Consider the following 12,576-nt stretch of genomic DNA (forward strand, 5'->3'; position numbering starts at 1 on the left):
AGCTAAATGAACAACGCGGCCCTCAGGGGAGCCGCGTCTGGTCAGGCAATGATTAACCGATACGGTAGTTTGGCGCTTCTTTGGTGATGGTCACATCGTGCACGTGGCTCTCACGCATACCAGCGTTGGTGATGCGCACAAATTCCGGCTTGGTACGCATCTCTTCCATTGTGGCGCTACCGGTGTAGCCCATGGAAGCACGCAGGCCGCCAATCAGCTGGTGAACGATGTTGCGCATTGGCCCCTTGCAGGCGACACGGCCTTCAATGCCCTCGGGCACCAGCTTTTCGATACCCTTGCTGGCATCCTGGAAGTAACGGTCGCTGGAGCCCTGCCCCATAGCGCCGATTGAGCCCATGCCACGGTATGCCTTGTAGCTGCGGCCCTGGAACAGCTCAACCTCGCCGGGTGCTTCATCGGTACCGGCCAGTAGGCTGCCGATCATGACGCAATGGGCACCGGCGGCTATGGCCTTGGCGATATCGCCAGAGAATCGTATGCCACCGTCGGCAATCAGCGGTACGCCGCGTTCCTTCAGGGCAGCCGCCACGTTCGAGACCGCTGAAATCTGGGGTACGCCAATGCCGGCGACAATGCGGGTAGTGCAGATAGAACCGGGACCAATACCCACCTTCACGGCGTCGGCACCGGCGTCCGCCAGAGCGAGAGCCGCCTGGGAGGTTGCAATGTTACCGCCAATCACCTGAACTTCCGGGAAGTTCTGCTTGACCCAGCGAACACGCTCGATCACACCCCGTGAATGACCGTGGGCGGTATCAACCACGAGCACATCCACGCCGGCCTCTGCCAGCGCCGTAATCCGCGCCTCGGTGTCGCCGCCGGTACTGACAGCGGCACCGACACGCAACCGCCCCTGGTCATCCTTGCAGGCCAGCGGGTAGTCTTTGGCCTTCTGAATGTCCTTGACGGTGATCAGTCCACGCAGCTCGAAATTGTCATTGACCACCAGCACCTTTTCGATGCGGTGGCGGTGCAGCAACTCCTTGACGTCGTCCAGGCAGGCCCCTTCTTTCACCGTGACCAGCTTATCCTTGGGCGTCATGATGTCCTGCACCGGGGTGTCCATCCGGCTTTCAAACCGGATGTCGCGGCCAGTGACAATGCCCAACAGATCGCGGCCATCGACCACCGGCAGGCCGGAAATGTTGTTGGCCATGGTGATATCCACCAACTCGCGGACGGTGGTATCCGGTGTCACGGTAATCGGGTCTTTCACCACTCCGCTTTCGAACTTCTTGACCTTCCGAACCGCTGCTGCCTGCTGCTCAACGGTCATGTTCTTGTGCATGATGCCAATTCCGCCTTCCTGGGCCATGGCGATGGCCAGGTCCGCTTCGGTAACGGTATCCATTGCGGAAGACACCAGCGGAATGTTCAGAGTGATACCTTTGGTCAACCGGGTCTGCAGGCTAACCTGGTGGGGAAGAACTTCTGAATATCCGGGAACCAGCAGAACGTCATCAAATGTGAGGGCTTCTTCGGCAATTCGCAGCATTGGGATCCGCCTTTTGAACGTGCTAAGTTGGGAATTTCCGTGCTGTACCCGCGGCGGTACAACAAAGCAAAATCCTTAATCGATCCATTATAAAGGGGCTCTCGGGGACAGTAAACCGCGCCGTTTTCAACGTTCGATTGCATCTTTTTGAAATTTCGCTATTTTTAACCTCCCATTTTTCGGCTTTTGCGTATGCATAACGACGGAGTCAGACCGGTGACATCTCCCCTTCAGGACACCCGCCCCCGGGCACTCAGCGTCAGCGAACTGAACCACCAGGCCAGGCACCTGCTGGAATCCAGTTTTATGCAGGTGTGGGTGGAAGGTGAACTGTCGGGATTTTCACGGCCTTCCTCCGGGCACTGGTACTTTTCCCTGAAGGACCGAAAATGCCAGGTACGCTGCGCCATGTTCCGCGGTTTGAACCAGCGAATCCGCACATTGCCAAAAGAAGGCGACCAGGTACGCATCCGCGGCAAAGTCACCCTCTACGAGAACCGGGGCGACTTCCAGATTATCGTCGAGCATATAGAGCCGGCCGGCCTCGGCGCACTGCAGCAGGCCTTTGATGAGCTCAAGCGCAAACTTCTCGCCGAAGGCCTGTTCGATAACGCCCGAAAAAAACCGTTACCTTCACTACCAAAACACATTGGTGTGGTTACCTCTCCAACCGGCGCGGCCATTCACGACATCCTCACGGTACTGGCACGTCGCTGCCCGGCCATTCCGGTTACCCTTTATCCAACCGCCGTGCAGGGCGAGGCAGCAACCTCCGATATTGTCCGTGCCATTGAACGGGCCCAGGCCCATGGCGTTGCCGATGTACTGATCATCGGCCGGGGTGGCGGATCTCTGGAGGACCTCTGGTGCTTCAACGAAGAAGCCGTGGCCCGGGCCATTGCAGCCTGCACAATCCCCACCGTCAGCGCGGTCGGTCACGAGGTGGATGTCACCATTGCTGATTTCGTTGCCGATCTGCGGGCCCCGACGCCCTCGGCCGCTGCCGAAAAAATCTCACCGGACCAGTCCGACTGGCTGAAGCAGCTCCGTGAGCGGGAGTTCCGGCTCTCCAACGCCATGGAGCTTGCCCTGAAACGCCTCAACACCCAGCTCGGGCACCTGGCCGCGCGACTGCGGGATCCGAGACGGGAATTGCTTGAAAAGGCCCAGCGCATGGATGAGTTGGAGCTGAGGCTTGGAAAGGCTATCCGACAGCGCTTGAGCACGGTAAGTACCAGGAATGACCACCTGCGCCAGAGGCTGGTGATGCAATCACCTGGCCGGCAGCTTTCGCAAAACCAGGCTACGGTGAACCGCATTACCGATCAACTGGTCTCGCTGATGCAACAGGGCCTCAGGTATCGGCGGGAAAACCTGGAACACGCGGCACAGACTCTCAATGTCGTGAGCCCCCTGGCGACCCTGGGCCGTGGTTACGCCATCGTGCGGGATAGTGATGGCAGGATCATCCGGGAGGCATCGGCGGTCAGTGCCGGGGAAACCGTTTCTGCCCGGGTTGCCAAGGGTGAGCTGACGGCAAAGGTGACATCGGTCAAATCTGCGGAGGAAACGGAGCCATAAACCGGCCAGACTAAGCCAATGGTCTACTAGTCCGTGATTTCAAACGGCCTAAAGTTGTCAGGAAACGCACTAAAACAACAACAGGCACGATGAGGTGGAATATATGGACTACCACTCAGAATTCCGGCGGTCAATAGACAACCCGGACGACTTCTGGCGTGAACAGGCGGAAAAAATTGACTGGTTCGAACCGCCGAAAACCATCTGGCAGCCGACCGACAACGGCCACGGGCAGTGGTTTCCCGACGGCACCCTGAACACCTGTGACGTGGCGCTGGATGCCAACATCCGGGCCGGCCGGGGCGACCAGAAAGCCCTGATCTACGATTCACCGGTCACCAACACCAAGCGCTCCTACACCTACAACGAACTCACCGACGAGGTGGCCCGTTTCGCCGGCGCCCTCAAGGATCGTGGCATCACCAAAGGTGACCGGGTCATCATCTACATGCCGATGATTCCTGAAGCCGTTATCGCCATGCTCGGCTGCGCACGCATCGGCGCGATTCACTCGGTGGTGTTCGGCGGTTTTGCCGCCCACGAACTGGCGGTTCGCATTGATGATGCCACACCCAAAGCGGTTATCACCGCCTCCTGCGGTATCGAAGTGACTCGCGTCATCGAATACAAGCCACTGGTGAACAAGGCCATCGACCAGGCCAGCCACAAACCGGAAACCTGCATTGTTTACCAGAGACCCCAGGCAAAGGCAGACCTGAGCCCGGGCCGTGATTTCGACTGGAACGAACTGATGGCGGCCGCCGAACCGGCTGACCCGGTGCCCGTCAAATCAACCGATCCGCTCTATATCCTCTATACCTCCGGCACAACCGGCAAGCCGAAAGGCGTGGTCCGGGACAATGGCGGCCACGCGGTTGCCCTGAACTACAGCATGAACCTGGTATACGACGCCAAACCCGGCGATGTTTACTGGGCCGCCTCGGACGTGGGCTGGGTAGTCGGCCACAGCTACATCGTCTACGCCCCGCTCTTTGCGGGCTGCACCACCATTCTCTACGAGGGTAAACCGGTAAAAACGCCCGATGCCGGCGCATTCTGGCGGGTGGTTCAGGATCACAAGGTAAACATGCTGTTCACCGCTCCGACGGCCTTCCGGGCGGTTCGCAAGGAAGACCCCGAGGCGGACCAGCTTTCCCGCTACGACATCAGCTCTCTCAAGCGCCTGTTCCTGGCCGGCGAGCGGCTGGACCCGGCGACGTACGAATGGCTGAAGGAACATACCGGCCTGCCGGTTCTCGATCACTGGTGGCAGACCGAAACCGGCTGGGCCATTTGCTGCAATCCGGTCGGCATCGAAATGATGGCCACCAAACCCGGCTCTGCGACTGTACCCTCACCCGGTTACAACGTTCAGGTGGTGGACAGGAACGGCAGCCAGATACCCGCGGGCGAACAGGGGCAGATTGCCGTAAAACTGCCACTGCCACCGGGCTGCATGATGACCGTTTGGGGCGACGACGAGCGCTTCCGCAAAACCTATCTGGAACCCATTTCCGGGTTTTACAGTTCCGGCGACGGCGGCTTCATTGATGATGACGGCTATGTATTCATCATGGGCCGCACGGATGACGTGATCAACGTTGCCGGCCACCGCCTGTCTACCGGCGAGATGGAAGAAGTGGTGGCCTCCCATCCAGCCGTCGCGGAGTGCTGCGTGGTGGGTGCTCACGATGACATGAAAGGACAGATTCCCATTGGTCTCGTGCTGATCAAGGATGGTGCGACCATTGACCACGATGAGCTGGAAGATGAGCTGGTGGAGATGATGCGTGACAAGATCGGTGCCATTGCCTGTTTCCGGCGGGCCCTGGTGGTCGAACGCCTGCCGAAAACCCGCTCCGGCAAGATCCTGCGACGGGTGATCCGGCAGATTGCCGATGGCGAGGAATACACCGTTCCCAGCACCATTGACGACCCGGCCATACTGGAGGAAATCAGCGAGCAATTCCGCCACTAGCAGCCTGTCGGCAACCGGTAATCGTCCCCGGTCAAACCGGGGACGATGGGTCTGTATGTCCTGACTCACAACCCGTTGTTTCCAGGCAAATTAAAACCTGCATGAAAGGGTTGAAAATTTCGTTGACGGCCCCCGAACTCGGTCTATACTGAAAATGCTGTGAACATACAGCGGTATTTGGTGAATGCGTTTCAACGTCCTGCCGAAGTGCTCTTCGTTGCCCCTTTCCTCAGTACTCTCTGGATTTCTCAGCACCGGTTCCACATGGAATTTGAAGGTCCCGTGAGGGCAAATTACAGAAAGACAGGAAAGATCAATGTCCGATACTAAAACTGGCCACGTTAAGTGGTTTAACGAGTCCAAAGGCTTTGGCTTTATCGCTCAGGACGGTGGCAGTGACGTGTTTGTTCACTACAGCGCAATCAATTCAAGCGGTTTCCGTACCCTGACCGAAGGCCAGCAGGTACAGTTTACCGTTACACAGGGCCCGAAAGGTCCCCAGGCGGAAAACGTAACCCCCGTCTAAGGGTTTCCGTTCCGTCCTTTGCCCCTCACGGGCATTGGAAAATCAACAGGCCGGCATTCGTGCCGGCTTGTGTCGTTCCGGGCGCCGGTCTGGCTCAGGCGCCCGCAACCTCGGCCTCCCTCGCCGGCTCCGGCATTTCGGCTCCCACCGCCTGTGCCACGGCCGAGAACAGCGCCTGCAGCGTCGCAGAGGTGGTATCTTCCGCCAGTGCCGCCGCACTGCAGTGCTTGCCATTCGCAGTCAGCCGGATACAGGCCAGGGCATTGGCATTGGTGCCTTCGCCCAGGGCAAACTCGTCATACGCTTCAACCGCAATGGAGAGTCCGAACCGGCCTTCCAGGGCTTCAGACACCGCTTCCACGGCACCCAGGCCGCGGCCGTCCAGGCGCACTGGTGCAGACTCACTGCCAACGGACACTTCGGCGCGAACGCCCTCTTCGTCCCGGTGCAGATCGTAGGACCTCAATGCCCAGTCAGCATGAACCTTCAGGTAACGGTCCTCGAACAGCCGGTGAATGGTCAGTGAATCGATCTCGCCGCCGTTGGTTTCGGCTTCTCTCTGCACCACCTTGCTGAACTCGATCTGCAGCCAGCGCGGCAGGCTGATGTTGTAATCCCGCTCCAGCACATAGGCGACACCGCCCTTGCCAGACTGACTGTTGATGCGCACAACCTCCTCATAGCGGCGGCCTACATCAAACGGATCAATGGGCAGGTAGGCCACATTCCAGGTCTCCCCTTCTTTCCGGCGCGCCAGACACTTGCGAATGGCATCCTGGTGACTGCCCGAGAAGGCGGTGAACACCAGCTCCCCGGCGTAGGGGTGGCGGGGATGGGTGGAGATCTCGGTACAGGCTTCAACCAGCTCGCTGATCTCCGCCATTCCGGAAAGATCCAGCGTGGGGTCAATGCCCTGGGAATAGAGGTTCATCGCCATGGTGACCAGATCCATATTCCCCGTACGCTCCCCGTTACCCATCAGGGTACCCTCAACGCGGTCGGCACCGGCCATCACAGCCAGTTCCGCAGCCGCCACGGCGCAGCCGCGGTCGTTGTGGGTATGCACACTGATACTGATGTGCTCACGACGCCTGATGTTGTCGCAGATCCATTCAATCTGGTCGGCAAACACGTTCGGCGTAGCCATTTCAACGGTCGCTGGGAGGTTGATGATCATCGGCTGCCCCTGGTCCGGACGCCAGACGTCGCTCACGGCATCGATCACTTCCGCCGCGAAATCCAGCTCGGTGCCAGTGAAACTTTCCGGTGAATACTGGAACGTCCATTCCGTTTCCGGATGGCGTGCCGCTATGTCCCTGACCACCTTCGCGCCATTTACCGCAATATCACGGATGCCGTCGCGGTCGAGCCCGAACACCTGCTCCCGCTGCACGGTCGATGTCGAGTTATAGACATGCACGATGGCCTTGCGGACACCAGAGAGCGCTTCGTAGGTGCGCTCGATCAGCTCCGGCCGGGCCTGGGTCAGTACCTGGATCTTTACATCCTCGGGAATGCGGTTTTCCTCGATCAGCTTGCGGCAGAAGTCAAAGTCAGGCTGACTCGCAGCAGGAAAACCGATTTCAATTTCCTTGAAGCCCAGCTTGACCAGTAAATCGAACATCCGCTGCTTCTGGGCAACCGACATGGGCTTCACCAGCGCCTGGTTACCGTCCCGAAGGTCTACCGCACACCAGGCCGGCGCCTTTTCGATGACCTTGTCGGGCCAGCGGCGATCGGTTTTGGCAACAGGTTTGAACGCAACGTATTTGCGATGATCGAAAGCCATGCGTGTTATTCCTTGCGGTTTCGGGGGTGAAATTCTCAGTGCGTACAGGTTAACGCGATAACGTTGATATTTGATTGCGAAGTTTGGTTGAAAAGCGTACTTTTTAATTCATTAATTGCTATTTATACAATATTAATGGAATTTTATGCCACATAATCAGAAAAATCTCATCAAAATCGATAAAATTGACCGGCGGATCCTCGAACAGGTCCAGAACGACGGTTCCCTGACCAACCAGGAACTGGCGGAAAAGGTGGGGCTTTCTCCCTCTCCCTGCCTGCGCCGGGTTCGGGCCCTTGAGGAAGCGGGCATCATTGTCAGGACTGTGACCATCCTGGACCACAAGAAGCTGGGCCTGTCACTCACGGCGATCATACTGATCGGCATGGACCGACACACGCCAGAGCGTTTTGCCACCTTCGAAGAACAGGTTGCCGAATACCCGGAAGTGCAGGAGTGCTACCTGATCACCGGACAGGATGCCGATTACATGCTCAAAGTCGTGGTTCCGGATATGGACCACTACCACCATTTCCTGCTCAACCGGATCACCCGGATTCAGGGGGTCAGTGGTGTACATTCAAGCTTTGTGCTTCGACGGGTAACAGACAGTACCGCCCTGCCCCTGGGCTACCTGTCCTGATTCAGGACACCAGTTCGCGAACGCAGGCTCGGCTGCGAGCCTGGACCGGCCGACGCCGCGGGGCAACATCAATGGATTCGTCGGTCATCATCTGTACCTTGTGCAACAGGCTCCGTACAATAACGACCACTTTACGACAAATAAAGGCTGCGGCGGGGCAACCGCCGACTGTCCATTAGTCTAACACTCCAGATTTCTGACAAACGGAAGACACGATGCGAGCAAGCCGTTACCTGATTGCCACCCAGAAAGAGACCCCCGCCGACGCGGAAATCATCAGCCACCAGCTGATGTTGCGCGCCGGCATGATCCGCAAACTGGCTGCCGGGTTATACACCTGGTTGCCGATGGGGCTACGGACTCTGCGCAAGGTTGAACGGATTGTTCGTGAAGAGATGGACAGGAGCGGTGCCCAGGAAGTTTTGATGCCGGCTGTTCAGCCCGCGGAACTGTGGCAGGAATCCGGCCGCTGGACCCAGTATGGCGGAGAACTGCTGCGGATGAATGACCGTCACGGCCGGGACTTCTGTTTTGGCCCGACCCACGAAGAGGTCATTACCGACCTGATCCGCAACGAGCTCAAGAGCTACAAGGAACTGCCGGCCAACTTCTATCAGATCCAGACCAAATTCCGGGATGAGCGCCGTCCCCGGTTCGGCGTGATGCGTGCCCGGGAATTCATCATGAAGGACGCCTACTCCTTCCATATCAATGCCGGGTCCCTGGATGAGACCTACCAGCTCATGCACCGCACTTACTGCGCGATTTTCGATCGCCTGGGGCTGGATTACCGCCCGGTACAGGCTGATTCGGGCGCCATTGGCGGCAGTGCCTCCCATGAATTCCATGTGCTTGCTTCCTCCGGTGAGGACGACATCGTCTTCAGCACCGACAGCGACTACGCCGCCAACATCGAAAAGGCCGAGGCCGTGGCCCCTGCCGGCCAGCGCCCGGCGCCTGCTGAAGCGCTGAAAGAGGTCGCCACTCCGGACCAGAGAACCATTGACGCGGTGTCTGAATTCCTGGGCATTGATGCCACGCGCACGGTCAAGACCCTGCTGGTCAAGGCCGAGGCCGATGAGGAAGGCCACTCAGGCCTGGTGGCACTGATCCTCCGGGGCGACCACACCCTGAACGAGATCAAGGCCGGGAACCTGGCAGGCGTGGCTGAGCCGCTGACCATGGCTACGGATGAGGAAATCGAGCAGGTCATTGGCTGCAAGGCCGGCTCCATTGGCCCGGTCAAGCTGAACGTACCGGTGATTGTTGATCGCAGTGCCGCTCACCTGGCGGACTTTGTCTGCGGCGCCAACCGGGACGGCTTCCACCTGACCGGCGTGAACTGGGAAAGGGACGTCCCGGTGGATCGCGTGGAGGATCTGCGCAATGTCGTCGAAGGCGACCCGAGCCCGGACGGCAAGGGCACCCTGGAAATCCGCCGGGGCATCGAGGTTGGCCATATCTTCAAGCTCGGCAACAAATACAGCACCGCCATGAACGCGACGGTCCTGGACGAGAACGGCAAAAGCGTGATCATGGACATGGGTTGCTATGGTGTCGGCGTATCCCGGATCGTCGCCGCCTCCATTGAACAGAACCACGACGATAAGGGCATCATCTGGCCGGACGCCATTGCCCCGTTCCAGGTGGCCATCATCACACTCAACGCCCACAAATCACCCACGGTTGCCGAAGCTGGCGAGAAACTGTATGAACAGCTGCGCCAGGCGGGCTATGACGTCCTGCTGGATGACCGGAACGAGCGCCCGGGTGTGAAGTTTGCCGATATGGAACTGATTGGTATTCCGCACCGGTTCGTGGTCTCAGAGCGAGGCCTTGCGGCGGGCACCCTCGAGTACAAGGGACGCCGGGATGAGGAAAAACAGGATATCCCGGTGGCTGAAGCACTGCCTTTCCTGGTGAATGCTTCGCCCCGTAAAGGGCTTTAATCCCGACCCGTCGGACGACGGGTTGAAACGCTGACGGTACTACCGAACGAGTGCCGTCAGAGGCTCCCGGCCCCGGCAACAATGCCGGGTTCCATTTCCAGACAAACTCCGAATCGCTTCTCAACGGATTTCCGGATCTCCTCCGCCAGCGCCAGAATGTCTCTGCCACTGCCGCCGGAGTGATTAATGAGAACCAGCGCCTGACGGTTGTGAACACCCACCCGGGCATTCCGGAAACCTTTCCAGCCACTCTGGTCAATTAACCAGGCCGCGGCCAGTTTAATGCCATGCTCCTGAGGGTAACCGACAATATCCGGATGTTGCGTTCTGAGCGAATCGAACTGCGCCACATCCACCACCGGGTTCTTGAAGAAGCTGCCTGCGTTGGGAATGATGGCCGGGTCCGGCAGCTTTCGCCTCCGGATCGCCATGACCGCCTCGGCGACATCCAGGGCGTTCAGAGCAGAGTCCGGCGTATCGCCGAGATACTCCTGCAGGTCACGGTAACCCAGTGCCAGGGGCTTGTTACGGGATAGCCCCAGGCGGATTTCCGTAATCACGAAACGACCGGGGGTGTGCCTGAACAGGCTATCGCGATAGCCGAAGCGGCACTCGGCATTGTTGAGGGCAACCAACTCACCGGTGGTGCGATCCAGTGCCGTGACCGATTCCAGGCAGTCACATAGCTCAACCCCATAGGCGCCAATATTCTGAACCGGGGCAGCACCTGCAGTGCCCGGAATCAGGGCCAGATTTTCAAGACCGCGATAACCGGCTCTGGCAGCATACAGGACAGCCTCATGCCAGTTCTCTCCGGCTCCCAGAACCAGCGTGGCCCGGTGATCAACCACTCGCTCCCAGCTCCGCCCCCGGATGGCCATGCGAACAACCAGCCCCCGGAAATCACCGGCAAACACCAGGTTGCTTCCACCGCCGAGAATCAGGGTCTCGTACTGCCCTTTCGCTGCCCACTCCAGGGACCAGGTCAACCCGGCAGCGCTTTCGACCTCGACATAAAAACGGGCCCGGGCAGGCACGTGAAGCGTGTTCAGCGCCTCCAGCTCAACATCCTCCCGGATCTCCGGATTCCGTCTCAAGTCAGCCGCCCCCGGATATCGGCCAGCAAACCCTCTCCGGCTTGATGGATCAGATCCAGAACCACCTCGAAGCCGTCTGCACCACCGTAGTAGGGATCCGGGACTTCATCATGCTTGGAGCTGCCATACTCCAGGAATAACGCTGGCCGGGTGCCCCCGTTCTGACGCCAGACATCCTTGATGTCCGCAAGGTTCTGGTGGTCCATTGCCAGCACATAGTCGAAACTATCGAGATCCCCCGGGCTGAACTGGCGAGCCCGCAAACCACTGATATCGATGCCACGTCGCCTTGCCGCTTCCTGGGCCCGGGCATCGGGGCGTTTGCCGATATGCCAGTGACCGGTACCACAGGAATCGATGTCGATCTTTTCAGCCAGCCCTGCCTGCTCAACCAGGGCACGAAAGACGCCCTCTGCACTGGGCGACCGACAGATATTGCCCAGACAAACGAACAGCACCTTTACCGGTTCAGCCATTATCGTTGCTCCTCCTTTCCAGCCACTCCCTCACCCGTTGCAGATCGCTTTCGGTATCCACACCGGCGGGCGGGTTCACCGACGCCACATCCACGTGGATCCGGGCGCCGTTATACAGGGCCCGCAGTTGCTCAAGGGATTCGGTGATCTCCGTGGGCGCGGGCGCCCAGCGGACAAATTGCCCCAGTACCGAGACCCGGTAACCGTAGATACCGATGTGCCGGAAGTAACCGATGCTATCAGGCATGGAAACGTCGACACGGGTCAAAGGCGTGCCACCCTGCCAATGGTCCCGGGCCCAGGGAATGGGCGCACGGCTGAAATAATGGGCCATGCCCTGATGGTCGAACACCACCTTGACCACGTTGGGGTTAAAAACCTGCTCTGGGTCGTGGATGCGCTCGCACAGGGTGGCAATGGCGGCTTCCGGGTAAAACTCCAGATTGTCCGCCACCTGGTTGATCAGTTCCGGCGGAATCAGGGGCTCATCACCCTGCACGTTAACGACACGATGGTCCGGTTCAAAACCGAGCGCCCGGGCAACTTCTTCCAGCCGGTCAGTACCGCTGGCATGGTTTGGCGATGTCATGACCACTTCCGCACCGAAGCCTTCGCAGACGCTCCGGATACGTTCGTTGTCGGTCGCGACAACCACCCGCCCTGCCCGACTTTCGCCGGCGCGGTCACAGACATGCTGAATCATGGGCTTTCCGGCGACATCCGCCAGCGGCTTTCCGGGAAGGCGGGTGGAGGCATACCGGGCCGGAATCACAACAGTAAAAGACATGGTGTAGCTACCCTGATGACCTCTGGTTTCAACGCTTGTGCAGGCGCTCGTCGGTGGAGAGCGTCCGGGCCTCGCTGGCCAGCATCACCGGAATCCCCTCACGGATCGGGAACGCCATGGCATCCTGATAACAGATCAGCTCGGTTCGGGCGTCGTTGAGCTTCAGATCTCCCTTGCAGACCGGACAGGCCAGCATTGCCAACAATTTTTTATCCATGGTGTTTACTCACTCGC

11 protein-coding genes are annotated in these 12,576 nt (G+C 59.0%); 5 read left to right on the forward strand and 6 right to left on the reverse strand.

The window, feature by feature from the left end:
* Positions 1-52: 52 nt before the first annotated feature.
* Positions 53-1,516 (reverse strand): IMP dehydrogenase, encoded by a 1,464-nt coding sequence (gene guaB, locus AC13C0_RS18350; RefSeq protein ID WP_117617390.1) that lies wholly within the window; start codon positions 1,514-1,516, stop codon positions 53-55.
* 192 nt (positions 1,517-1,708) lie between these two features.
* Between guaB and xseA the strand changes: the two genes are divergently transcribed.
* The 3 genes from xseA (at position 1,709) to AC13C0_RS18365 (ending at position 5,601) form a co-directional block, all read left to right on the forward strand.
* Positions 1,709-3,097, forward strand: coding sequence for an exodeoxyribonuclease VII large subunit (gene xseA, locus AC13C0_RS18355; RefSeq protein WP_117617391.1), 1,389 nt, complete (start codon positions 1,709-1,711; stop codon positions 3,095-3,097).
* Positions 3,098-3,200: 103 nt separating this feature from the next.
* Positions 3,201-5,075, forward strand: coding sequence for a propionyl-CoA synthetase (locus AC13C0_RS18360; protein WP_117620263.1), 1,875 nt, complete (start codon positions 3,201-3,203; stop codon positions 5,073-5,075).
* Between the two features lie 316 nt (positions 5,076-5,391).
* On the forward strand, positions 5,392-5,601 hold the full coding sequence (locus AC13C0_RS18365) for a cold-shock protein (RefSeq protein WP_048494874.1): 210 nt from the start codon (positions 5,392-5,394) through the stop codon (positions 5,599-5,601).
* Positions 5,602-5,695: 94 nt separating this feature from the next.
* On the opposite strand, the gene leuA is transcribed toward AC13C0_RS18365, so the two are convergent.
* Positions 5,696-7,390, reverse strand: coding sequence for a 2-isopropylmalate synthase (gene leuA, locus AC13C0_RS18370; protein WP_482954862.1), 1,695 nt, complete (start codon positions 7,388-7,390; stop codon positions 5,696-5,698).
* Positions 7,391-7,535: 145 nt separating this feature from the next.
* On the opposite strand from leuA, the gene AC13C0_RS18375 reads away from it, so the two are divergent.
* Positions 7,536-8,033: an Lrp/AsnC family transcriptional regulator gene (locus tag AC13C0_RS18375; protein WP_117617393.1), complete on the forward strand. Its 498-nt coding sequence runs from the start codon at positions 7,536-7,538 to the stop codon at positions 8,031-8,033.
* A 215-nt stretch (positions 8,034-8,248) separates the two neighbouring features.
* Positions 8,249-9,982 (forward strand): proline--tRNA ligase, encoded by a 1,734-nt coding sequence (locus AC13C0_RS18380; RefSeq protein ID WP_117617394.1) that lies wholly within the window; start codon positions 8,249-8,251, stop codon positions 9,980-9,982.
* Positions 9,983-10,038: 56 nt separating this feature from the next.
* Here the strand turns inward: AC13C0_RS18380 and murB are convergent, their stop codons facing one another.
* Genes murB through AC13C0_RS18400 form a run of 4 tightly spaced genes read right to left on the reverse strand, consistent with a single transcriptional unit; the run spans position 10,039 to position 12,559 of the window.
* On the reverse strand, positions 10,039-11,079 hold the full coding sequence (gene murB / locus AC13C0_RS18385) for a UDP-N-acetylmuramate dehydrogenase (protein WP_341582118.1): 1,041 nt from the start codon (positions 11,077-11,079) through the stop codon (positions 10,039-10,041).
* Positions 11,076-11,555 (reverse strand): low molecular weight protein-tyrosine-phosphatase, encoded by a 480-nt coding sequence (locus AC13C0_RS18390; RefSeq protein WP_341582119.1) that lies wholly within the window; start codon positions 11,553-11,555, stop codon positions 11,076-11,078. Before AC13C0_RS18390 ends, murB begins: the two co-directional genes overlap by 4 nt.
* The gene (gene kdsB, locus AC13C0_RS18395) at positions 11,548-12,342 is read right to left on the reverse strand and encodes a 3-deoxy-manno-octulosonate cytidylyltransferase (RefSeq protein ID WP_341582120.1); all 795 of its coding nucleotides are present in this window, start codon (positions 12,340-12,342) and stop codon (positions 11,548-11,550) included. The genes AC13C0_RS18390 and kdsB overlap by 8 nt, the downstream gene beginning before the upstream one ends.
* Positions 12,343-12,370: 28 nt before the next feature.
* The gene (locus AC13C0_RS18400; protein WP_117617397.1) at positions 12,371-12,559 is read right to left on the reverse strand and encodes a Trm112 family protein; all 189 of its coding nucleotides are present in this window, start codon (positions 12,557-12,559) and stop codon (positions 12,371-12,373) included.
* Between the last annotated feature and the right edge of the window lie 17 nt (positions 12,560-12,576).

This window comes from Marinobacter sp. B-21 (assembly GCF_056857895.1).

Excerpts from the sequence above, each read along its gene's own strand:
- kdsB (WP_341582120.1), bottom strand. The coding sequence starts at position 12,342 with ATGTCTTTTACTGTTGTGATTCCGGCCCGGTATGCCTCCACCCGCCTT.
- xseA (WP_117617391.1), top strand. The coding sequence starts at position 1,709 with ATGCATAACGACGGAGTCAGACCGGTGACATCTCCCCTTCAGGACACC.
- AC13C0_RS18390 (WP_341582119.1), bottom strand. The coding sequence starts at position 11,555 with ATGGCTGAACCGGTAAAGGTGCTGTTCGTTTGTCTGGGCAATATCTGT.
- AC13C0_RS18380 (WP_117617394.1), top strand. The coding sequence starts at position 8,249 with ATGCGAGCAAGCCGTTACCTGATTGCCACCCAGAAAGAGACCCCCGCC.
- guaB (WP_117617390.1), bottom strand. The coding sequence starts at position 1,516 with ATGCTGCGAATTGCCGAAGAAGCCCTCACATTTGATGACGTTCTGCTG.
- AC13C0_RS18360 (WP_117620263.1), top strand. The coding sequence starts at position 3,201 with ATGGACTACCACTCAGAATTCCGGCGGTCAATAGACAACCCGGACGAC.
- AC13C0_RS18365 (WP_048494874.1), top strand. The coding sequence starts at position 5,392 with ATGTCCGATACTAAAACTGGCCACGTTAAGTGGTTTAACGAGTCCAAA.
- AC13C0_RS18400 (WP_117617397.1), bottom strand. The coding sequence starts at position 12,559 with ATGGATAAAAAATTGTTGGCAATGCTGGCCTGTCCGGTCTGCAAGGGA.
- AC13C0_RS18375 (WP_117617393.1), top strand. The coding sequence starts at position 7,536 with ATGCCACATAATCAGAAAAATCTCATCAAAATCGATAAAATTGACCGG.
- leuA (WP_482954862.1), bottom strand. The coding sequence starts at position 7,390 with ATGGCTTTCGATCATCGCAAATACGTTGCGTTCAAACCTGTTGCCAAA.